The sequence below is a fragment of the Nostoc sp. EspVER01 genome, assembly GCF_034530635.1.
Lineage (GTDB): Bacteria > Cyanobacteriota > Cyanobacteriia > Cyanobacteriales > Nostocaceae > Nostoc.
Genome location: NZ_JAVRCS010000062.1, coordinates 1 through 22,899, shown reverse-complemented (window position 1 = coordinate 22,899; position 22,899 = coordinate 1). Strand labels below are relative to the sequence as shown.

14 protein-coding genes and 1 pseudogene are annotated in these 22,899 nt (G+C 41.4%); 8 read left to right on the top strand and 7 right to left on the bottom strand.

Annotation, left to right across the window (positions count from 1 at the left end; all coding sequences use genetic code 11):
• From RMX69_RS28355 to RMX69_RS28335, 5 genes and pseudogenes are all read right to left on the bottom strand, one after another.
• Positions 1 to 2,280 (bottom strand): AAA-like domain-containing protein (locus RMX69_RS28355; RefSeq protein ID WP_322639419.1); only part of this gene is annotated, 2,280 nt, incomplete at its 3' end.
• Positions 2,281 to 2,423: 143 nt separating this feature from the next.
• Positions 2,424 to 3,044, bottom strand: a complete 621-nt coding sequence (locus tag RMX69_RS28350) for a type I restriction enzyme HsdR N-terminal domain-containing protein (protein ID WP_322639418.1) — start codon at positions 3,042 to 3,044, stop codon at positions 2,424 to 2,426.
• 66 nt (positions 3,045 to 3,110) lie between these two features.
• A pseudogene (locus tag RMX69_RS28345) lies at positions 3,111 to 4,750 on the bottom strand (AAA-like domain-containing protein).
• A gap of 283 nt (positions 4,751 to 5,033) precedes the next feature.
• Complete coding sequence (locus RMX69_RS28340; protein ID WP_289797086.1) at positions 5,034 to 6,092, bottom strand: serine/threonine protein kinase; 1,059 nt, start codon at positions 6,090 to 6,092, stop codon at positions 5,034 to 5,036.
• Between the two features lie 147 nt (positions 6,093 to 6,239).
• Complete coding sequence (locus tag RMX69_RS28335; RefSeq protein ID WP_322639417.1) at positions 6,240 to 7,133, bottom strand: alpha/beta fold hydrolase; 894 nt, start codon at positions 7,131 to 7,133, stop codon at positions 6,240 to 6,242.
• 271 nt (positions 7,134 to 7,404) lie between these two features.
• Between RMX69_RS28335 and RMX69_RS28330 the strand changes: the two genes are divergently transcribed.
• The gene (locus RMX69_RS28330; protein WP_322639416.1) at positions 7,405 to 9,057 is read left to right on the top strand and encodes an S-layer homology domain-containing protein; all 1,653 of its coding nucleotides are present in this window, start codon (positions 7,405 to 7,407) and stop codon (positions 9,055 to 9,057) included.
• Positions 9,058 to 9,066: 9 nt separating this feature from the next.
• On the opposite strand, the gene RMX69_RS28325 is transcribed toward RMX69_RS28330, so the two are convergent.
• Positions 9,067 to 9,504, bottom strand: a complete 438-nt coding sequence (locus tag RMX69_RS28325; RefSeq protein ID WP_289797084.1) for a VOC family protein — start codon at positions 9,502 to 9,504, stop codon at positions 9,067 to 9,069.
• A gap of 235 nt (positions 9,505 to 9,739) precedes the next feature.
• Here RMX69_RS28325 and RMX69_RS28320 point away from each other — a divergent pair, with 235 nt between their 5' ends.
• Positions 9,740 to 10,519: an MBL fold metallo-hydrolase gene (locus RMX69_RS28320; protein ID WP_289797083.1), complete on the top strand. Its 780-nt coding sequence runs from the start codon at positions 9,740 to 9,742 to the stop codon at positions 10,517 to 10,519.
• 99 nt (positions 10,520 to 10,618) lie between these two features.
• Here the strand turns inward: RMX69_RS28320 and RMX69_RS28315 are convergent, their stop codons facing one another.
• A complete protein-coding gene (locus RMX69_RS28315) occupies positions 10,619 to 11,635 on the bottom strand; it encodes a mechanosensitive ion channel family protein (RefSeq protein WP_289797082.1) in 1,017 nt (338 codons plus the stop codon).
• Positions 11,636 to 11,747: 112 nt separating this feature from the next.
• Between RMX69_RS28315 and RMX69_RS28310 the strand changes: the two genes are divergently transcribed.
• From RMX69_RS28310 to RMX69_RS28285, 6 genes are all read left to right on the top strand, one after another.
• The gene (locus tag RMX69_RS28310) at positions 11,748 to 12,665 is read left to right on the top strand and encodes a histone deacetylase (protein ID WP_322639415.1); all 918 of its coding nucleotides are present in this window, start codon (positions 11,748 to 11,750) and stop codon (positions 12,663 to 12,665) included.
• 169 nt (positions 12,666 to 12,834) lie between these two features.
• Positions 12,835 to 17,334, top strand: coding sequence for a translation initiation factor IF-2 N-terminal domain-containing protein (locus tag RMX69_RS28305; protein ID WP_322639414.1), 4,500 nt, complete (start codon positions 12,835 to 12,837; stop codon positions 17,332 to 17,334).
• 205 nt (positions 17,335 to 17,539) lie between these two features.
• Positions 17,540 to 18,034 (top strand): hypothetical protein, encoded by a 495-nt coding sequence (locus tag RMX69_RS28300; protein ID WP_322639413.1) that lies wholly within the window; start codon positions 17,540 to 17,542, stop codon positions 18,032 to 18,034.
• Positions 18,035 to 18,095: 61 nt separating this feature from the next.
• On the top strand, positions 18,096 to 18,569 hold the full coding sequence (locus tag RMX69_RS28295; protein WP_289797078.1) for a hypothetical protein: 474 nt from the start codon (positions 18,096 to 18,098) through the stop codon (positions 18,567 to 18,569).
• 180 nt (positions 18,570 to 18,749) lie between these two features.
• Complete coding sequence (locus tag RMX69_RS28290; protein ID WP_322639412.1) at positions 18,750 to 19,577, top strand: P pilus assembly protein, chaperone PapD; 828 nt, start codon at positions 18,750 to 18,752, stop codon at positions 19,575 to 19,577.
• 353 nt (positions 19,578 to 19,930) lie between these two features.
• A complete protein-coding gene (locus RMX69_RS28285) occupies positions 19,931 to 22,570 on the top strand; it encodes a carboxypeptidase-like regulatory domain-containing protein (RefSeq protein ID WP_322639411.1) in 2,640 nt (879 codons plus the stop codon).
• Positions 22,571 to 22,899 lie beyond the last annotated feature (329 nt).

Sequence of the window (22,899 nt, the reverse complement as noted above, 5' to 3'; positions counted from 1 at the left end):
ACCACTGGCGGAAGCTAAAGTTTTGCCATCCGGGCTGAAGACGACGCTGATGACCGAAGCGCTATGCCCACTCAGGGTGGTAATTTCTTTGCCCGTGTCCCGATTCCACAATTTGATCGTCTTGTCACCACTGGCGGAAGCTAAAGTTTTGCCATCCGGGCTGAAGACGACGCTGTTGACCGAATTGCTATGTCCTTCGAGGCGATTTTGTTCACGAATATTTAGCAGAATATTCTGTAAACTAAACAAAGGACTATAAGCAGGATAATCTGCTAAAGATTTTTGATCCTTGACCAGAGTTTTTAGTTCTTCCGCACTCTGCACTGCTAACAGCAGCCCCTCTATTTCCTTTGAAGGTACAAACTCCCGCAATGCAGCAGTTCCGTCTCGTTCCAATCGCGTACCTATTAAAGCAATTTTTCTGGCTGCATCTGCCACATTCAGAGCAATTTGCGCCTGCTTTTGTTCTTGCCTTGCCCGATTTAAATCTGCAACAGCTTTTTGACGCTGCTGTTGTGCCTCTTGCCGTTGTTGAATTGCTTGGTTTGCCTGTACTTCAGCTTGACTAGCCTTTGCGCTAGCTGCTGCCACTTTGTTTTGAGCTAGTTTCAGGTTTTGCTGTGCCTGATTCAATTTGGTATTTGCTGCATTCAGTTGTGAAGTTGCATTACTAAGATTCCGTTTTACCTGTGTTGCCTGTTCCGATATCTTTTGATTGTCGCGTGATATTTTTTCGTTTTCTCTCGATATCCGTTGGTTATCTTGCTTGGTTGCTGCGGTTTCTGTTTTTGCTTTTTCTAATTTTGTTTGGGCTTTATCTGTTTGTGCTTTTGCTGTTCGTGCTTGCCCTAATTGATATTGAGCAAATATTAATGATGCAACTGCCCCCACCACAGTCAGTCCTAACACCAAAGAACCAATACGAATCCGTTGATTACCTTTGTGATTCGCCTCTGCTAAAACCTGTTTCGCCTGTTCCTCTGCCTCTAGCCTTTTCTGCATATCACGCTTTTCCAACTCTTGGCTAGCAGCTAAAAACCGATAGTCCAAGTCACTCAAACTTTTACCTACTGCCCATTCTTGGGCATCATCCAAAGTCTTTCCTCGCAACAAGCGCGACTCATCTTGACGTTGAGACTCAACCCAAGCGTTCAATGTATCGGAGTAGGGGCGCAATTTTGCTAAAATCTTTTCGCACCATTCCTGCTTAAACACCTCTGCATAAATGCGGTTATAAATTCGCAGCTTCCCGTCTCGCTTCACCACCAAACCCGTCAACCGCAGTTCCGTTTGTTCAACACTATCATCAGTTGCTATCTCTCCCTGCTGCAAAATCTGCTGATACAACCCCAACAATCGCCCAGTCCTCTGTTCCCCACTCTGCAAAATTCTGTCTCGAATCGTCTTCAAATGCTCCGGCTTATCTTGCGTCTCCCAATTCTCAATAATCCCCTGGCGTACCAACTCTTCCACCCAGTCTGCATTCTCTAGTCCCCAGTTTCTAGTCTCCAGTCCCCCCTGCACCAGCAACTTACAAACTTTTTGCGTCAAAAACGGCTGTCCTCCCGTCCAGTCCAACACCACCTGCATCAATTCTTGAGAATCACCCACTTCAGCCAAACCCCGCGCCAAGGGTTGCGCCTCTTGGAGTTGAAAGCCAGTTAAATCAATTGCCTGTCCAATATTAAAAGGTGTCCGGCGTTTATCTTGAATCAAATCTGAAGGTGTAGATACGCCAATCAAAGCAAAGGTGAGGCGATTATATTCAGGATAGTCTGCTCGTCGGTTGTAGCAATCGCGGATAACTGCAAAAAAGTCATCTAAGTTGAATGAAAGACTCAGAATGCTGTCAATTTCATCAATAAAAATAACAATCTTTTCAGTAATTGTTTTTAGTAAAACCGTTTCAATAAACTTGCTCAAATGCTGTACTGGTGAAAGCAACCCGTTATCAGTCCACCAAGTATCTAAATCAAAAGTTGTATAAATATTCAAACTTCCCACCAGAGTATCAATCACCCCGGCATACCACTGTTCTGGCGTAATATCTGCCGTCCCAATAGCTGTAATATCAACAACAGCACAAGCAAATCCCTCAGTTTGCAACTGCTGCATTACCCGCACCCGCAAGCTAGATTTCCCCATCTGCCGGGAATTGAGTACATAACAAAAATCCCCAGCCTTCAAGCCTTCATAGAGGTCATGGTCAGCTTGCCGTCTAACATAAGTTGGTGCATTTTGAGGCAGACTACCACCGACTTGATATTGGTACTGGGTCATAAACAATTAAAAATTAAAAATTAAAAATTATGAAATATAAGCGAGTTTTGAGGGTTTGTAGTCAGCACTTTAGTGCTTGGAAGATAAGGACTAAAGTCCTTACTACGAACTTGCTTACCCATCAATTTAAACTTGACATGCTACTACGAAACTAAATAAGCTAGGCGTTTTAACACTTTTACGACAGTATATAAATCATCCCCACGATTAAGCGACAGTGTATAAGATAAGGCATATCTCGGTGTACTCTGTTTCGTCAACTTAATAAATTGAAATTCACTACCATTGGTGATAAACCCAAAAACAGGTTTAGCCGAAGTTGCATCTGCCAACATATAAGCTAATGCTTGTGGAATTGCTGGCACTAAGGAGTAATCTGCTCGTTTCGCCTCAATTACGAGAACCCAAAATGAAGGATGAAACACCAAAATATCAATACGTCCTCTAATAATTTTGCCTTCGTCTTCAGAAGAAATTCTGACCTCTTGTTCTGAAGCGATGTAGAAAGGCGGTTGATAAAAACCTGCTAGACGCAATAGTGGAGATAGCACTACCATTTTGACTACAGGTTCTAAAATAGGATATTTCGATAGATGCAAATATTCTGTCTTGATTTCGTTGAGAGATTGCTTTTCTAAATCACTCAACTCAGGTAAATCTTGCTGCCACTCTGAAAAAAAAAGTTCGTCGTCTACAAGTTGTAGCCCAAATTCATCGATGAGTTGGGCTAGGGTGATATCTTTTCCTTGAATAACTTGAACCATTTGTTAAACCTTTTTGCTAAATGGTAATTGCAGATAAAAGTCTTATTGCACTCCTAATGTACTTTCTTAATTTTTCAACCCCAAGCGATGCCCAAAATATTGACGATACAATTCACACAGTGGCACTACTTGATTACCTTGAAACTTAACTAACCCCATACTGCGGAGTTTAAACGCTTCAGTTGTGCCTACATCCACGGGGCGATTTGCCATCATCGCTTGTTTGACGGCAGCTAGCAATTCTGCATCTTCTTGCAAGTTCAGCCAATGGCGGCGTAAATGGTCACTGTAAGGCCCTTCCTCGGTTGCCGCGATTTTTTGCAGATTTTCCAGCGTCATCCTACTACGAGCAATTTCATAAAGCGCTACCCGCACTAAATAAGGATGACCACCCACGAGTGTCATTAATTCTTCAATTTGTGAGTCAGTCCAATTGAGTCCGTGACGCTGTACTAAGTCTTGTATTTGTGTTTGATTTAAGTCTAGTAACTCAATGGGTAAGCCGACATTAAAAGGCGACTGATTAATATTGAGCGGGATATAAACTTCCTTAGAATGCACAATTACCAACCGGAGATTTTTCCAAACTGTCTCATTCTTTGACTGCTCATGCCAAGCTCGTAGCAATCCAAAAAAATCAGCAGCAATTATGGGATGCTTGAAGACTTCATCGACTTCATCCAAACCTAAAGCTATGGGGCTATTAATGGCGGGTAATAAATACCGTTGAAAGTAATTTGTACATTTATTCTTGCTACCTAAAACACCCTTCCAATACTCGTCTAGCTTCTCTGGTAGATTCAATTCGTAAGTAATGCTGGCGCAGAACCACTGCAAAAACCGATCTAAATTACCGAGAAATTCTGCATCGGCTGACTGGAAATTTACAGGTGCTATCTGATAGCCATGTTGACTAGCATGATGGAGAACCCGCGACATGAGGGAAGTTTTGCCCATCTGCCGGGGAGCTTTGATGCGAACTAAGGCCCCTGGTTGCAGAATCGCTTCATAACAGTCTACCTCAATAAGCGATCGCTCCACATAAAAAGCAGAGTTGAGGGATACCTGCCCTTCTGGATTTTCTAAGGTGACTGCTGGTTTTATATCGGTATCTGGAATCGTTTCGTTAACAGAGTTAGCACCTTGGGGATTGTTCCGACTTTTCAACACTGGTGTGGAAGATTCTGGAATACTTTCTAAGTCAATAGCGCTACAGCCAAACTCATAAGCATCCTCATAAGACCTATCAGCACCTAGTGCATCATAAAAGCCTACCGCGAATTTAATTGCGGCGCGATCGCCAATTGCCCGATTCATCCCAACTACGCAGTTAATATTTTGATAAATTGCCTCAGCTTGCACCTGGCTATAGCAGGCATTTAATAATACACACTCAATTTTGTCTTTAAATAACTTAAATAGCCTTGCCAGTGACTCCGTACTCACCAGCTGCATTTCCCCTGTATTATTTTCCAAGGCTAAACTTGATTTCCTCCACCATGCCCAGAAAAATGGATGATATGAGGATTATGATCTAAAAGCGCACGCCGCAAATCGTCAGGACGCACTGCCCATTTAGTAATAAGTTCAAACTTATCTCGGCTGCGAGAGCGTTGCAACCCTTCCTGAATTTCCCTTACTTCCTCGTCCAAGCGAAGTTTATCTGTTGTCGTGGGATTAGCTGACACAATCAGGATTTTTTTCACAGCGCTATCAACTATTGAATGCAGTCTTCTGGCTTAGATGTAGTTTACTACAGCAGATAACTACACAATTACTGATACTGCATTACCGTTAACGAGTATTTGAACTGGATTCATCCACCTTTGAACTCCGTTGACGAGTATTTGATACTCATGCAAATTCCAGCAATTTTCACAAGCATCGAATACACATAATTGTAGGGGCACAATATATTGTGCCCCTACGCGTGTAGTCTATTCAATTGAAAACCGTTGTAACCCTTAGCCAGATGCAACCTAATTAATCTTAATTTCCGATTTTTTCTTGGCAATCAGAGCTTAAATCAAAACTTTGACATTCTCTAGCTTCCGACAATTGCCTAACCGTATTACCAGACTGATAACTTATCAAAGTTCCGGCAACCGCAGCCAGTGTAACAATAGTAGCTAGTCCCAACAAAGTAGCTCGTTTTCTAGCTTTAATTGTACTGATGAAATTATCTATCCCAGTGGCACTACCAACAACCTCAATTGTCCCAAGTGCTTTTAAAGCAATAGCCGCATTAGCATAACGACGTTTTCGGTTACGTTCCACCATTTTCATCAACCACCACCGGAAACGCGGACTAATTTGAGGAACTAATTGCTGGAAATTAAAGCGATAGTTATCATCAATTAATTTGCCAATCTCAACAGAACGGGTATTAGTAAGTAAGCAAATTAGCGTTGCTCCTAAACTATATAAATCTGATGCCTCAGTCAGAGAATGACCAAACTGTTCTTCTGGAGGCATAAAACCTGGAGTTCCGGCGACAAAGCTGCTCAGAGCTATTTTTGCACCCTGTATTCTAGCCAACCCAAAATCCACCAAGTAAGCATTTAGTTCTTCATCAACCAAAATATTCTCTGGCTTAATATCCCGATGAATAATTGAGGGAACTTGCTTTTGCAGATAAACCAAAATTTCTAAGATTGACAGAGCAATTTGCTTTATTTCTTCAGGACGAAAGCTGCTTTTTAAGCCTAAAGGCGGGGCATTTTTATATTCCTGCACTAGATAAAAAACCCCTGGTATTTCAAAAGAATCTATATAGCGAGGGATGCGAGAATGATTTAGTTGCTGCAAGATTTCGATTTCGCGCTCATAAGCTTTCACACCTGATAAATCAGCATCCGCACGAGCAAAACAAAATTCTTTAATCACTACCTGTTGCTTAGAGTTGAGGACATTAGCTAAATAAGTAATGCGTCCCCCTTCTCTATTGCGTCCTAGTTCACTGATGACTTGATAGCCAAGTTCTGAAAAATCTGGATGGTGATTTAAGGGAATTACCCTTTTATGTTTATTACGCACATCAAGCTCCATTACGCACCATACGAGTTTGATTCTGTCAAGGTGCAATTAGTAAAGATTAAGATCCACTCACCCAGATTGTTAGCTCTATTTCTATCTGCATAGGCCAAGGCGCATCGGCAGGAAGTTTTTTTGCATTCGCGTCTTGGCAAAAAATTCTTACCTTTGCGTTAGCCAATCGACAATCTGGGCATTGACAACATCTGGAACCTCATCGTGAGGACAATGACCGGCATTGGGAATGGGAACAATTTTGATTTTTTTGCCATTCTCCCGCGCCTTTTCGTAAATCTTGGCCCCGGTAATTGGTGTCCAAGGGTCGTCAGCACCCCAAATTACTAATAGAGGACGTTCGACTTTGGGCAAAAGTTCCTCTGGACTGGGGCCAGGAGGAGCTGTGAGAATAGATGCGAAGACTTGTTGCGCTCCTGGATCGCAAGAGGGAGTATAAAGTAAATCAACTAATTCATCGGTGACAGCTTGGCGATCGCGGTAAACTTGATAGAGGGTGCGGCGAATTTGGGCTTTTTGGCGGATGCGGTTATAGACAAATTTACCTGTAATTGGCGATCGCACAAACCGATTAAAAGCTGCCATCACCATCCGTAGCGGCGGGTTCAATTCGTGGGAACGATGACTCAATCCACCCGCAGAGTTAATTAAAATACCACCAGTAGCAATTTCTGGATGTTCTACCAGTACTATTAAGCTCAAAAGTGCGCCGATGGAGTTGCCAATAAATACAGCCGGTTCCTGGATGTGTTCTGTGCAAAAATCTTTTAGCAGTTCCACCCAAACTTCCACACTGTAATCAATGGGCGCTTTATCGGAACCGCCGAAACCTAAAAGGTCTATGGCAAATACTTGGTAGCCAGCATCAGCTAAAACTGGGATATTTTTGCGCCAGTGTCCAATGGAAGCGCCAAAGCCGTGAACCAGAACTAAAGGGCGTCCTGTACCCATGACAGTGTACTGAATTTTGTAACCCTGCCAAGTCCAAAAGAATTTTTCAAAGGCGTCTTGAGTTGGAAGCTGTTGTGTAGTTACAGTCATTAATAAGATTCATAAAGTGTTTCTTCAAATATAGTAATGTTCTCTGACCGAAATAGTGCTGAGTAACGAGTGCTGAGTAAAAAAGCAATAATCACACTCCTAACTCCTAACTCCTAACTCAGTACTCAGTACTCAGTACTCAGCACTGATGAGATGTTAGTTCCATCTACCCCAAGGGATTAATAAGTTGAGGGATATCAAATAGCCCTGTGACTTTTTAGACGAATGGTAGTGTGGGATGAAATACATAACTCAAAGTAACTTTGCTCAAATGAGCAAATTTGTTCTTGCTGCAACCTTTGTAGCAATATTTTCGCCAATATCTTCTGCCTATGCAGCTTTAGGGTTCTCTACCATCGTCGCTCAAATAACAGATAATTCCACAGAACAACAACTTTTAGCCCATAAAGAAGTAGAAACAAGGAATCACACCACTATCCAACGGCAAACTGTGATTACAGAAAGCCGTAACGTTTCGGTAAAAGCGAAAAAAACAGGTTTTAGCCTTGCCATTTGGCAACCATCTGGTAATTTTTCAGAAGTGATTGCTCGCATTTCTGTTAAAAGTAAAAGTGGCCAGGGCTATTTAAAAGAGCAGTTTTTGGGTGATTACAAGTACAAGATTAAGCAAAAAGCAAAATTTGTTAAGGGGTTAAAAGCTAGCGATCGCATCGTCGTGCGATTGTATGATGTTCAAAACCGTTTTATTGGCTACAGCGAATTTGAATGTTTGCCAGCAAATACCACAGTTAACCTGATTTTGTCAGCCAAACCTAGAGAATACCAAGTAGTTCGCACTGTTTATGGTGTTGATGCTGACCAAAACGGCACTATTGACGCAGGTACTAACACTTACGACTACTTCACCCAAGTCAGGAACCAACGTGTTATTTTCCTGAGCAGTTCCCAAACTTTTCAAGGTAGTCAGTTCCAAGTAGAAGGTTTGTCAAAAATTGCCGGAACCAGCGTTTATCCCGTCTCTTTTACTCAGGGTGATTATGCTTTAGTGCGTCAGTCCTTCGTGAATATCTTTAATTCCGACTTGGCAAAGGTTTTGCAAACTACTCCTGGCAGCTTGGTACAGGTGATTGAAGTCAGCGATAACTCTAGCTACGACATTAGCCAAATGCTAATGAATTATCGCCAAGTTAGACTGTCTCGCCCTTTCCAAGTTGAGTTTTCTGATATTTCTACAGACTACTGGGCTAAAGATTTTATTGCCGAATTGGCCTCAATGGAAATTCTCGAAGGTTTTCCTGATGGGACTTTCCGCCCGGATGCACCAGTAACTCGTGCCCAATTTGCGGCAATGCTGCGGAAAGCGTTTGCCAAGGGGAAAATTCGCCAAGCAGTAGCATTTAAGGATGTCTCAACTCGATATTGGGCATACAATGCCATCAGCGAAGTTTATCAAATGGGCTTTTTAAACACTGTTATTGGCAAGGATTTCAACCCCACTCAAAGGCTTTCTCGCCTTGATATTTTGGTAGCATTAGCGCGGGGATTAAATTATCAAAGCAGTGGTTCCACGGATACGATATTATCTGTTTATAGTGATGCAACTACTATTCGTAGTGAATATCGCAGTCTGATTGCTGCTTTGACACAACGCGGTATAGTCGTCAACTATCCCAACGTGAACTTGCTAAATGCTGAACGGGTAGCAACTAGGTCTGAAGTGTCTGCTTTGGTATATCAAGCTCTGTCTAGTACTGGACAGGTAGCAAACATCTCCTCGCAGTACGTCGTTGGACAACAACAAGTTGCAGTTGAGCAGCAGACTGAAACTTCAAGGGCGCGCATCAAACCGCGTCGCCATTGCAACCAAGGAATTGGTAATGGTGCTGAGGGTTGCGACCCAGGTAATTCCCGTCCTCACGGTGGTAGTAACGACGAAGGTGGACGTACCCCTGGTAATAAATAATATTTTCTTTTAAGAGACGCGATTAATCGCGTCTCTAGCTTGCTCGACTGTAAAACTAATTTCCTGACCATAGGAAATTTCTAATGTATGACCATCTGGGTCTTGAAGATAAGCCCAGTAACCAACCGGATGGCCCCAGTCATTTGGCCCAGCCAACAATATTCCCTCAGTGCGTGCCTCATTGCACAGGCGATCGATTTCCCCACGATTCTGATAAGCTACCCCAAGATGGGATTGTGGTAAAAGTGCGCCTTCTACTTTCGCTACTTTAATTAGGACAATCACAAAAGGTCTAGTCAGGTCACTAATCCAAGCAACATCTGATTGAGTCGCTTGATCAATGCGATGATGCACGACTGTCATCTGAGCATACTTTGCATAAAATGAGATACTTGCATCAACATCACTGACTGCAAGTGCAATGTGAGTAAAACCAAGATCGGACATAAAAAAACTCCGTGGTAGACTTGACCGGACGAATAGACCTCTTGCAAAAATATATTTTTGCAAGAGAGGGAAAAGGGTAAAGGTTAAAGGGAAAAGATTTTGAGTTTCTTTTACCTTTTCCCCTTCCCCTTTACCCTGACTTTTGCAAGAAGTCTAATGTAGGTATTGGACTGAGTGCTTACTAAGAAAGGTGACACCATTGATAATGAAGGTAGGCGTTATCTTCACAAAATTTATGTTTTTAACTTGGTTAGACAGCAACTCTTGGTTACTGGAAATCGGCGAGAAACGAATACTAATTGACCCTTGGCTGGTTGGTTCGTTAATTTTCAGCAATTTAGAATGGTTATTTAAAGGTTCGCGATCGCAAGAGCGCCCAATCCCAGATAATATCGATCTAATCCTTTTATCTCAGGGTTTAGAAGACCATACTCACCCACCAACACTTAAGCAACTCGACCACAGCATCAAGGTTGTAGCTTCTCCCAATGCAGCCAAGGTAGTACAGCAATTAGGTTACACTCAGGTAACAGTATTGCCTCATGGTGAAACTTTCACTTTAGATAATCAAGTTGAAATCAAGGCTTTCCCCGGCTCGCCCATTGGCCCCACTCTGGTAGAAAATAGTTATCTCCTCAAAGAATTGGAAAGTGGTTTAACTGTATACTACGAGCCTCATGGATATCATTCTCCACAACTTCAGCAAGCTGCACCTATCGATGTAGTGATTACACCGTTTATTGACATGACCCTACCTTTGCTTGGGCCGATTATTAAAGGGAAAAATAGTTCATTAGAAGTAGTAAAGTCGTTAAAACCTCAAGTAATATTACCTACTGCGGCTGGTGGGGATATATTCTTTGAGGGATTGTTGATGAAACTTATTCAGACTAAAGGAAGTAGTGAAGAATTTCGTTCGTTGCTAAAAGAGAACAATCTTTCAACGCAGGTACTTGAACCGAAACCAGGCGATCGCTTTGAACTACCATTAGAAAAACGAGCATTAGCAATCTAAGTTGCACCTAGCCCTAGCGATTACAAATCGAGGTTTTCAACCCGCGCAGGCGGGTTTCGTCTGTATAGCCGCGACTTCTAGTCGCCAGGGCTAATTTTGTTACATAGCTGAATTATCTTGCATATACACTTGTCTAATCGGAAAAGGAATTTGAATTCCTGCTTGCTGATAGCGCTTGTGTAATTTTTTTACAAACAGATGTTTCCCAATACGCTGATCGAAGTATTCACTAACGCGCATATAAAGCGTAAAATCTATACTAAAATCATTAAAAGTATGAAATCTGATATATGGTTCATTTTCTTTTAAATCCGGTGCAATTTCTTGCATAACTTCCTTGGCAACTTCTACAGTCACTTTTTCAACTTGTTCTAAATCGCTATCATAACTGACACCAACATCCATTGTTAAAGTAATTTCTTTTGCAGGTAAATGATAATTTGTGAAAATCGCAGAAGACAACTTAGAATTGGGAACAATGACTACATTATTTGAAATTTCTTTAATCGTCGTATTGCGCCAAGAAATATCTATCACATATCCCTCATGTCCAGCATCTAATTTTACATAGTCTCCGGTTCTAACTTGCTTAGAAATAATTAAGTAAAAACCAGAAAACAAATTTGCCAGTGTGTCTTGAAGTGCCAAACCAACTGCTAAACCACCAATACCTAAAGTAGTAACTATTGGTGTAATTTGAACACCTACCGTTTGCAAAATGATTAATGTTCCCAAAACTAAAACAGTAATCTTAGCAAGGTTAGAAATTAGTGATGTGGGAACCCCTTCTGCTCTACGAATATATAAATTAAGAAAACCAGCAGTCAATTTGGCTAAAACTAGCGTTACAGAATACAGCAATGCAATCGTCAAAACTTTTTGCAGTACGATCGCAATATCAGGTCTTAGGGGTGCGCTCAAAATTGCCCAAAAAAAACCGGCAATGACAAACCAAATAAATGTCATGCGGTGCAGAGAGTAAAATATAATATTACCCCCGGCAATTCGTTTATTCTTAACGAATATTTCCAGCTTTTTGAAGATAACTTTTTCACCAATTATTCCAGCCAATAAGCCAGCTAGAATAAATGCAATCGGTATAATCCATTCCATCATATCAATTCTAAATTTGAAATTTTAGATTTAGGAGAGCAGCATTTTTGCTGTGATTATGGCTAAATTTTAGCTTGTTAGTTGTCGGATTAGCTGCTTGAGATTTTCTTTCCTTATGGACTTGCCAATTATTTACCACCCAGATTACATTGCTCCTCTACCTGAAGGACATCGCTTTCCGATGTCTAAATTCCGACAACTCTATGAATTGCTGTTAGCCGATGGTGTAGCGAATCAAGAACAATTTCACACCCCTGAACTTCCGCCACTAGAATTGATAGAGTTAGTCCATACCCCAAGCTACGTTCAAGCTTACTGTGAAGGAACCCTAGACCCCAAAGCACAGCGACGCATTGGTTTGCCTTGGAGTCCAGCATTAGCAAATCGTACTTGTGTAGCGGTAGGTGGTACGATACTGACTGCAAAACTGGCACTAAGTCAGGGTTTAGCTTGTAACACGGCTGGTGGAACTCATCATGCCTTTCCTAGTTATGGGTCTGGTTTTTGTATTTTCAACGATTTAGCGATCGCCTGTCGCGTTTTACAAAAATTTGGACTCGTCCAAAAAATCCTCATTGTCGATTTGGATGTCCATCAAGGAGACGGTACAGCTTTTATTTTCCAAGACGACGATAGCGTTTTTACTTTCTCTATGCACTGCGAAGTCAATTTCCCCGGTACTAAACAAAACAGCGATTTGGATGTTCCTTTGCCGGTGGGAATGGAAGATGACGCTTATTTACAAACCTTGGCGAATTATCTATCAGATTTATTGTCTAAAGTCAAGCCAGACTTAGTATTTTATGATGCTGGTGTTGACCCTCATATAGGCGATCGCTTGGGAAAATTAGCCCTTACCGATGCTGGCATTTTTCGCCGGGAAATGCAGGTTTTGAGTACCTGTATGAGTAGCGGTTATCCCGTCGCCTGCGTTATTGGCGGCGGTTATGCTGATGACATGAAATCCCTAGTTTGGCGTCATTCTCTGCTGCATCGTGCCGCCAGTGAAGTTTACCATCAGTACAAACTATAGTAATTTAATAAATACTACTTAAACTCGTAACGTATTTAAACGCAGAGTCTTACCAAATTTAACTCATAGCAAATCGCACTAAAATAAACTTTGCGCTCCTCTGCGCTCACCTCTGCGCCCCTTTGCGTTTAAATTTAACCCCTCATTTTCCACGAATTTACAAAACTGGATGAACAACGGTAAACTCAGAATTTACGAACTAGCAAAAGAACTAAATTTAGATAGCAAGAAGCTATTATTAATTTGTGAAAAACTTAAAATTGCAGTCAAAAGTCATACCAGTGCAATTCCCGAATCCGATGCAGAACGCATTCGTGTAGCGATAAATAAACTAACAGCAAAATCCTCGAAAACTAAAACAACCTCTGAAGATTGGGGCTATATGTTTATAGCTTCAGCAATAGATAGCTTCATCCGCCATCTTGAAGGGGAAACCGCTCTTAAATCATATCCTGAATTTAGAGAGCGCCGCGATCGCGCCAATGAATTAATGTATGAATGTGTAGGGAAAAAGCCTTCTCTCTTTTATGTACGTCGTAAAGGTGCAGGCAAAGAAGCAAGAGAAGAAATTTGGGATTTGACCATAGCAACAGATTCTGATGATTTTCAGTTACCTACAAGACTTGAGAAGCTCAGAAAAACATTAGGATTTAGAGCGGCTGTACCAAAAGATGGACGGGGAGGTTTAAAAATACTATCGGCTCAGTTATTACAGCTCTCACGGGGACACGTCGATAGCTATGCGATACCTTGTCGCTTACGTTTGCTACCTAATCATCAGCATCATCTCGACATTGCACCCACGACCTTGAAACGCATTGCAGCCGCACCAGTTTGTGGCGAAAATGTCCCTACAGAAGATCAGCTTAAAGCTTGGAAAGCGTTTTTGCAAATTGAAGAAAAAATTGCGAAAGCGCGTCAGTTTTGCGTGCGTTACGTAAGTCATAACTATAACTTCAAAAGACGGATTAGTTTTGAAATAGATGTAGGCTCAGCCACCCTTGACGGCTTTTATCAAAATTCCCTCGATGTAGAAAACTTCTGGGAACGAGCAAGACGCACAAAAAACGAAGATTTAAAGCTTTTTGAAACTGCTCCCGTCGGCAAAAATTGGATTAGCGGTCGTCAATTAGGGACTGTTGAAGAAGTTGACCCCAACCGTTGTGTTATCAGCCTCCGACTAGAACGCGACTTAGCTGAATTCATGGCAGCAGAGCGTTATAAGTTGCCAGATACAGGATTTTTGTGTTTTGAGGCAGTTGGTGATATTCAGCAGATTCAGCGTAAGAAAAAAGCTTTAGATGATTTGAATAACGGTTACACCCAAAATCCCTATTTGGGTAACTTTTTATTCGATGCTTCTCAGGCTAGACAAATCAAAACAACTGTTGAACTTCAACCACAAGATTTATTATTATCTTCTGCAAATCCTGGTCAGAAAGCAGCAGTGGAAAAGGTACTTGCCGCTCAGGATCTTGTTCTCATCCAAGGGCCACCGGGTACTGGGAAAACTACCGTAATTGCCGAGATTTGCTATCAAATTGCCCTTCGCGGTGGACGCACTCTAATTGCTTCTCAAGCCAATTTAGCAGTGGATAACGCCCTGAGTCGATTAGTTCACAACCCAGTGATTCGGGCTGTACGCAAGGGGAGAGCCGAAAAAGTTGGGGAAGAAGGACAGCCATTTCTAGAAGACCAAGTGATTGGCAGATGGCTAGAAAATACTGCAACTGACTGTGAAAATAATCTGACTCAACGGCTGGAAAATATTAAAATTTTCACTCAATTACTGGCATCATCACAAAGATTTGCAGCCTACTTCCAAGCAGAGGAAGAATTTAATCATCAACAAACTAAATTCAATAAAAATAAGGTAAAACTAGAGGTAAACTTTCAAAATCAAGAAAAATATTACAACGAAACTGTAGAAAGACAGAACGAGGTTGAATCACTAATTACAAAATTAGAAAATATATTAAATACTTTACCAAATATCAACTGGGAAGCTTCAGAAGTTACAGATTTTTTGCCACTTCTTAAACCCTATACAGAAGGTAACAGTTTAGTAGAAGAATTTTTAGCAAATGTTCGTCAAACCATCAAATATACTGATGAACTTGGCTTTGTGCGTCCAGCGCTTGGTGCTTTTGGTTTAGCGGTTTGGTTGCGTGAAACTGTAGCAAGAGAAATTTCTGGATTTAAAACTGCTTTGACTTATGCTCAGGAGGCAAGTAAAGCCATCTTAGAAGTTGCGGCATCAGTGGAGGTTGTCAAACAAAATTTCGCCTCATTAAATCAGTTACAACCAAATTATCAGCAATATCTTGCCAAACTGCAAAATATACAGCAAACAATCCAGATATGGCAAAATCGCCAACGGGAAATAGATTACATTATTTCAGCAGTTAAAGAATGGAAATCTACAGCACATTCTCATCTCTATCAAACTTTAAAAGAATGTCATCAATCAGGTTTACCACTCACAGAAAATTTAGTTGACTTACCGCTAGGTTTGTTGATGTTTGCTAACACATTAAAACTACCAATAGTACCAAAAAATTATAAAATAAATTTACCTGAATGGGAAGTATTAGCAAAGGCGATCGCTTATGAAATAGACGGAGGTTTTACTGATAGACAGGGGAAACAGCATAATTTCAGCTATTTTTTACAACAAAACTTTAGTCAGATTCCAATGGTGCTATCAAAGAGTGATACCTACGGTGGGCAAAGCCTACGCACCCAATGGCAAGAAACCTATCAACAGTTCAACAACTATCAGCTACTCAACCCCAAACAGCGAAAATTACTAGTTGAAAATACCCAGGTTTTTTTAGTTAGAATGCAACGGACTTATGGCGCATCATGGGAATGGAATAACATTGATTCTACTCTCACCCGCCTTACAGAAGAATTGCTAGATACTATCCTTGCAAATGCGCGTCAATGCGTTTTAAAAGTCAAAACCGAAACTGAACAACAGCTTCAACATCTACAACGACAATTAAATGAACTTCAGAAAAATGAAGTTAGCCAACAGCAAATATCTATTACTCAAGCTGAGGTAGAAAAAGCACAGCAAGATGCTAATTTCCAACTTGGACAAGCTATTAATATCTTGCAAGAGCTTAATCAAAAAAATATCCCCGCTCAATTACGTATTCTAGTTGAAAAATATCTTGCAACACAATCAAATATTTGGGAGCATCCCCAAGAATTTGCAAATCAAGTAAATTTTTGTATAACTTCTATTAGTCAGCTTGAAACTTTAATCTCATCATTAGAACCTTTTGCTGTACTGGAGATAATTAAACATTATTTAAATGAGCATTTATCAAAGCTAAAAGTAGAAACTGAAACTTCTCTACAGCAACTTCAGAAATTACAAATTAATCTACGTGAGATAGAACAAAAATTACAACCACAGCCATCAGAAAACCTAAGAGAAGAACGAAGCTGGTGGTTGACAGAATGGCAAACAATACCTGATAAATTTAAACCAGAAAATTCCCAAGCCGACTTATTTAGTATAGAGTTTTTACGCAATATCAATACTCAGTTTGAATCTTGGCAACAACAACTCCAGACAGACGAAACTTATCTCAATAAATATCAGAATTTTGTTCAAGATTGGATAGGAAAATTAAGAGAGCCAACTGAAGGCGATCGCGATGATTTAAGGCGCATTTATTTAGATAATGCTAATGTCGTCGGTATCACCTGCGTTCAAGCTGCAAATAGAGGGTTTTCGGAAGAATTCAAATCATTTGATGTCGTTATCATTGATGAAGTTAGTAAATGTACTCCACCAGAGTTACTAATCCCTGCATTGAAAGGCAAAAAGTTAGTTATGGTAGGAGATCATCGGCAATTACCACCCATGCTTGATACTAGCACTTTAGAAGAAGTTGCCCAAACAATAGGCAATACAAGAGACGAACTACAATTCTTAGAAGAATCACTATTTAAAAGTCAGTTTGAATCTGCTGATGAAAGCATTAAACAAATGCTAACTACACAATATCGAATGCATCCATTTATTATGGGAGCAATCAATCAGTTTTATGAGGGTAAACTAGAATCTGGGATTTTGGAACCTGACACAAAACGCGCACATCATTTAGCAGATGAAATTATCCGAGAATCTCACCATATTCTCTGGGTAAAAACGCCTATTGAGAATCAGTTTTTAGAGCAAAAAAATGGAACTTCTTACTTTAATACTCCAGAAATTGATGCGATTGAACGTTTGTGTCAGCAGTTTGAGAATACTTGGGCTTCTAAAGTTGCTAATGGTGAACCCAAAAAAGAAATTGCCGTAATTACATTTTATGGCGCTCAATTAAGAAAAATTGATGAGCGTTTGCAATCTGAACTTTTCCCTTCCCTAGAAATTCGTACTGGTACTGTAGATAGATTTCAAGGTATGGAAAGACCTGTTGTAATTGTCAGCATGGTTCGCAACAATAGTAAAGGAGATGTGGGATTTGCCAAGAAGCCAGAACGGGTTAACGTTGCATTTTCCCGCGCTCAAGAACTCCTGATAATTGTGGGTTGTCATAATTTATTTACCCATCAATCAGGTAAAGTCGGAAGTATGTATTCAGAAGTTTCAAATATTGTCAGTCTTCATGGAGGTTTCGTTGATGTTTCTCGCCTCTTCAGCTAAATCTGTGGTGTAGCCCCCCGCACGTTTTGTGCGAATCGACAAAAAACCTAAATTTCATAAACCGTAACTTGGGCTAAGTATCTTAACGGAATTTGCTCTTAGAGATAGAAATATCGTATTTCTGCGGTCGATAATGTAGCATTTGATAGCTATTCTAAGAAAAGCACTGAGACAAGACAGCGCTGAGTAATTAGTTAACTTCTTTATGCTTTACCGTCTAGCGTTAACCTCTAGCCTGGTGCTGGCAAGTGCATTAAGCTTGCAGGCATTCGCTCTAGATCGAGCTGTGCTAGCTCAAAGTGCAGATGTTCCGTTCAGTGGAACAGTTCCAGCTGAAGCTACCTTTATTTCTTCTGCCCCTGGCACTGCTGAACCAACTATTTCTAGCACTTCTAGTGGAATTGCGACAAATCTTGAATCACAAACTCCTGCCACTATCGGTGTGCAAAGCAGCACATCTGCAACTGTTACTGTTTCTCCTCCCAAGCTTGTATCTGGCCCTAGTCCCGATCCATCTGGGACAACGCACATTGGCTTTTTAAAATTTGGTTCGACCAATGTTCGCAGTGATGTTGGTGGTGGAAGCGCAACTTTGCCAGCAGGTAACACCAATCTAGAGGTGAATTTGTTAGTAGAACGACCAGTAGCGTTTACGCCAGGAATTTATACCTACGTTGTTACCTTAACTATCGCACCATAACTGCTTTTCTTGTTGATGCTTCGTTTGATTGAACTCTAATTCATTTGAGAAGGATTTAAAAATGATTCGTCGTTCTTTATTAACCGCTGCTTTGATAATTGTTGGTTCTGTTGCTGTTGCACCCAAAACAATGGCACAAACTGCTGATGTTCCTTTTACAGGAAATGTCGGTGGTGTCTGCAACTTCGATCAAATTATCCCTGGTAAATTGGGACTCAACCAGCCGACTAATGCAACTGCACTAGCGGGAGGATTTACTGGAGGGCAATTTGGTAAGGTTTTTGTTAGCTGTAATCAAGGTGCCAGAGTGAGTATATCTCAGCCACAGCAGACCGGAGGCCCTGCGTTTACACCTATGTTCTCTGCCGGACATATCAACTCATCTTTTGGTAGTACGAGTTCTCAGGGTGGTAGTCCTGTGTTACTGCCCCCTGGTAGCGGTTTGCCTTTGGATATAGACATGATCGTAGATAAGGGCAGTCCCCTTCTTCCTGGAAACTACAGCTATGTAACAACCTTGACTATCGTGCCATAGTCTAAAATTTTTCCCGTTTCCTTCAGATTGATTGAGAAAAATAATTGCTGAATATCTTGTCGCTAGAGAATAAATTTTCAAGCGGCAAGATATTTTTCTGATTACCCAGAGATAAAATAACCCTGCTTTTGGGAATTATAAATCAGGAATTAAATTTACAATCCCGCCATATTTATAAATATGCTCAATCATAATTGGCGCTCTCTAGCTGCTGTTAGTGCTGGCTTATTCGCCCTAATTTTGTTTCCTGTTGCTGCTAAAGCACAAATGAGCGTTTCTCCTCTGGTGATTGAAGCCAAGGCGGAACGCGGACAAGCCCAAGGAATGATTACAATTTCCAATACCAGTAAGACTCCTTCTCGGATTCGGATCTATGCTCAACCTTTCACATATAGCCGCGATACAGGGTTTCAAACCTTATCCTCTAGTCCCAATGACCTGACAAAATATCTGCAATTCTCACCGCGTGAGTTGACTGTCAAACCAGGAGAAGTTCGGCGGGTGCGCCTCATTAGCCGCTTGGCTCCTAATTTACCTGATGGGGAATATCGTGCGGTAGTGTTTAATGAAACTCTCAGTGAATCCAAAGATGCTGCTGGTAATAACGTTACTTTGGTGGCACGAATTGGCGTGACATTCTACGTCAGAAAAGGCAATCTTTCTCCACAATTAGCGATTGATAGTGCCAGCTTTAACCCAGAGCAAAAACAAATTCAAATTTTAGTTCGCAATCAAGGTCAAGCAACTGTTCTCCCTAGTTTAAATTGGACTTTGCGCCAAGGGCAAACTGTTATCAAAACTGGGCAGGTAGATACTAATGCTGTGGTGGCAAATAGCGATCGCAATTTCTTATTAAATTACCCCAATAAAGACCAACCAGCCCTCAAACCCGGTCAATATCAGCTAAGTGGTGAGTTGTTTTGGGGTGAAGACAGTAAAAAAACTAAGTTGCCCTTCAATTTAAATATTACTATTCCTACACAAACAGCGGCATCAAATAAAAAATAGCTTGTGTAAAAATTCGTAATTCATAATACTTCGGCTCCCTTCTCTACGAGAGGCTGCACTTCGACTACGCTCTGTTACCACGCCAACGGCTTCTCTACGAGACGCTACGCGTTAGCGGAGCTTTCGCTTTAGCGATACGCTCAGGGCAAGACGCTCAGTACAAGTTCGTAATTTGTAATTAATAAATTCAAATTAAATCTGGCATCTTTAGCCTGATTTGGGAGAATTAGTCTGGCTGTAAAATACAGGATTAATATATATAATTTTGCCTGGTACGTGGGAATTATATGTTGTAGACACATTGCATTGCAATGTCTCTATTTTTAATAAATTTCTTGAGAAATGAAAATTTTGTGCAACTTCGCTTATTAACTAGTATAAGCAAATGTCTGCTAGCTGCGATCGCTATTATCTGTCAAATTACGATCGCCCCAGCGAAGGCAGATACACCTGCGATTTCAAATCTACAAACGCCCACAACTGACCAATTAGCGAAGGATTCTGAATTTAAAGTTTTTCCCGTAGGATTGAATGTAGGGAACCGCAATGTCAATCCTAGCGTTTTAGTGCGCGGTCAAGAAGATGGTTCTGAAGCAATTGATTTTGCAAATTGGCTCTTACCCTATGATGCTGTAATTCAAGGATTAAAATTAAATATTACCACTTTACCTGATGGTCAATTAGAAGTGCGATCGCCTGGTGTTGTGACTCGCATCGACCCAACAAAACTTCGCACCGATCCAGAATTAGGATTAGTCTTGACAATCCAAGATTTACAAACTCTCTTTGGCGTAACGGCAAAATTTGATATCAATGAATACGCCATAGTTTTAGATGTTCCAGGATTAGATCAATCTACTGGCAAACTAGCAGAAACGGAAACTCCGATTCAACTGGAAGGATTACCACACATTGCACCTCAAAAGTTTAGTGTCGCCGCAATTGAACAAAAGGTAAATGCTAGCGGTAGTGCTACCAGATCGACAAACTATAGAGGTGATTTTCTGGCTGTTGGTAGTGTTTTTGGTGGTTCGTGGTTCATCCGCACCGATCAACCAAATTTAGAAAATCCGCAAACTTGGAATATTGCCGAAGCGCAGTTTCTTCGACAAACTAATTCAGCTGATTATTTTGTAGGTTCCCAGCCAACGTTTTGGCAGAATCAAGGAACAGGAGACTATTGGGGTTTTACATCCATTCAACGACAGGGTTTTGTACCACCTCAACCCTTCGGTGGTGGTTCTTCCGATCCTCGCCAACGGTTACAAGCAGATGCTATTGGACGGACAATTTCTGGTAAGACTGAACCAGGTACATTAGCGCGGTTGGTACAAGGTTTTGGCGATCGCGTAATTGCCGAAATTTTAGTTGATTCGTCTGGCATTTACCGCTTTGAAAATATTAAAAGCCAAAATCAATTTTTGGGCAACAATTATCGCATCTTGCTGTATCCCCAAGGGCGACTCACCGCCCAACCAGAAATTCAAGAGGCCACTTTTTCGACAGTACTAGGACAATTGCCAGCAGGTGCTTCAGCATTAATCGTTTCTGGTGGGTTACGACGGGATTTTGTGGGAAATCAAAGTCTGTTGGGCAACTTTTCTGACTTTCGGGGCGGAGTTGCTGGGCGTTGGGGTTTATCAGAAAATCTGACAGTAGGCTTAGGTGGAGTGTACGACGAATCGCCTAGAGCCTTAGCAGAATTATTTTGGCGTCCGGGAAAGTTACCTTTGCAAGTAGCAGTTTCAGCACTGACGGGTAATAAGTGGGATGTGAATACAGATATTCGCTATAATCCATTTTCTACCTTGAGTGCTGCATTTATTAGCGATCGCTTGTCTAGCCGTTTTAATCTAGATTGGCGAGTTTTGCCTCAATTCACCTTATTCACTAGTACTGACACAGCTGATGCGACATCTGGCGGTATGCAAATTAACTGGAGTGGCAAAGATGCCTTTACCTTTGCCCGTATCAGCTTAGATACTAAAAACCGCCTGCGCTGGAATTTGCTGCAACGTCTTGGGAGACTAGAATTAACGCAACGCGGTAACGAAATTGGCAGTTTGTCGGAACTGACTTACAAATTTTCTAAAAACAGCTTTTCTAATGGTGGCAGCGCACTGCTGTTAAATTATGAAACACAGAATCAAAATCGTAGCGACAGCTTGCTAAGTGTGAGTTGGCGGTATCGTTCACAACAACAGGCGATTGATGGTAGTTATCGGTGGGAAATACAGTTGGGTTATGGCACTGGTTCTCAGGGTAATGGACTACTAGCAACATTATCAACAACAGTTTTACCAGGTTTGCTATTACGGGCGCGCTATCAAGGAGTATCGGCAAGTTCCGATGAAGCAACTTTCAGCATAGATTTAGCTTCTAGCCTGAATTTACAAGGGGGTATTAGTCCAGGCGATCGCCGTTCTAATTATTTCCGTACACAAGGCGGACTGTCAATTAAGCCATTTTTTGACCGGAATAATAACGGCAAACAGGATAGAGGCGAGGAAGTTTATACAGATAACGCTGATTTATTGTTGACTTTGAATAATAAACCGCTGAAGTCGTTTTTACCACAAATCCAGAGCGATTGCACTTTAGTACGGATGTCTCCCGGCGTTTATCGCCTCGATCTCGATCCAGCAGGTTTACCGCCTGATTGGCAGGCTGCGGCTGAATCTTTAGCCGTTGATGTGATTGCGGGGAGTTATACCCCTGTGATGATTCCGCTAATTCGTTCTTACACGCGATCGGGGGTAATTACGGATGCTCAAGGCCAAGCGATCGCAGGCGCACGTGTAGAAGCTATACAACCAGATCGGGGGACTCGGCGTTTTTCTGTTACCAACGGTGCTGGAGTCTATTATTTAGAAGGCTTGCCACAAGGTAAATACACTCTACAAATCAACGGTAAATCTTCTGGTAGCTTAACATTGGAAGAGTCTTCTGAGGCATTCCAAGAGCTTAATTTACAACAGCCGTCAATCCCCTAGGGCGTGTCATATCATGTCCGCTTGGTTGCTTATTAAACCTGAAGAACCCCACCCCGCCAAAGCTGTGCTTTGTCTCCCCTCCCCGCAGGCGGGGAGGGGGTTGGGGGTGGGGTTATTTTATTATGGGTAATTTGACGGACATGATATCATCTATAAAGAGTGTCTGCCTCCGTAACCTCATACTTCATACAAAAGAAAACTGCTGTAAAATCCTCCCCGTACTTGAAGTATGAGGAGGATTCAATTATCCCAAATTAGCAATTATCAATATTGCTAAGTAGGTCAACCTAATTAAACATAAAACGTTCAACTTGGTACTGACCTTGCAC

What these genes read in the sequence shown, in the direction of transcription:
- RMX69_RS28350 (WP_322639418.1), bottom strand. Translation starts at nt 3,044, where the DNA reads ATGGTTCAAGTTATTCAAGGAAAAGATATCACCCTAGCCCAACTCATC.
- RMX69_RS28340 (WP_289797086.1), bottom strand. Translation starts at nt 6,092, where the DNA reads ATGGAGCTTGATGTGCGTAATAAACATAAAAGGGTAATTCCCTTAAAT.
- RMX69_RS28335 (WP_322639417.1), bottom strand. Translation starts at nt 7,133, where the DNA reads ATGACTGTAACTACACAACAGCTTCCAACTCAAGACGCCTTTGAAAAA.
- RMX69_RS28330 (WP_322639416.1), top strand. Translation starts at nt 7,405, where the DNA reads ATGAGCAAATTTGTTCTTGCTGCAACCTTTGTAGCAATATTTTCGCCA.
- RMX69_RS28325 (WP_289797084.1), bottom strand. Translation starts at nt 9,504, where the DNA reads ATGTCCGATCTTGGTTTTACTCACATTGCACTTGCAGTCAGTGATGTT.
- RMX69_RS28320 (WP_289797083.1), top strand. Translation starts at nt 9,740, where the DNA reads ATGTTTTTAACTTGGTTAGACAGCAACTCTTGGTTACTGGAAATCGGC.
- RMX69_RS28315 (WP_289797082.1), bottom strand. Translation starts at nt 11,635, where the DNA reads ATGATGGAATGGATTATACCGATTGCATTTATTCTAGCTGGCTTATTG.
- RMX69_RS28310 (WP_322639415.1), top strand. Translation starts at nt 11,748, where the DNA reads ATGGACTTGCCAATTATTTACCACCCAGATTACATTGCTCCTCTACCT.
- RMX69_RS28305 (WP_322639414.1), top strand. Translation starts at nt 12,835, where the DNA reads ATGAACAACGGTAAACTCAGAATTTACGAACTAGCAAAAGAACTAAAT.
- RMX69_RS28300 (WP_322639413.1), top strand. Translation starts at nt 17,540, where the DNA reads ATGCTTTACCGTCTAGCGTTAACCTCTAGCCTGGTGCTGGCAAGTGCA.
- RMX69_RS28295 (WP_289797078.1), top strand. Translation starts at nt 18,096, where the DNA reads ATGATTCGTCGTTCTTTATTAACCGCTGCTTTGATAATTGTTGGTTCT.
- RMX69_RS28290 (WP_322639412.1), top strand. Translation starts at nt 18,750, where the DNA reads ATGCTCAATCATAATTGGCGCTCTCTAGCTGCTGTTAGTGCTGGCTTA.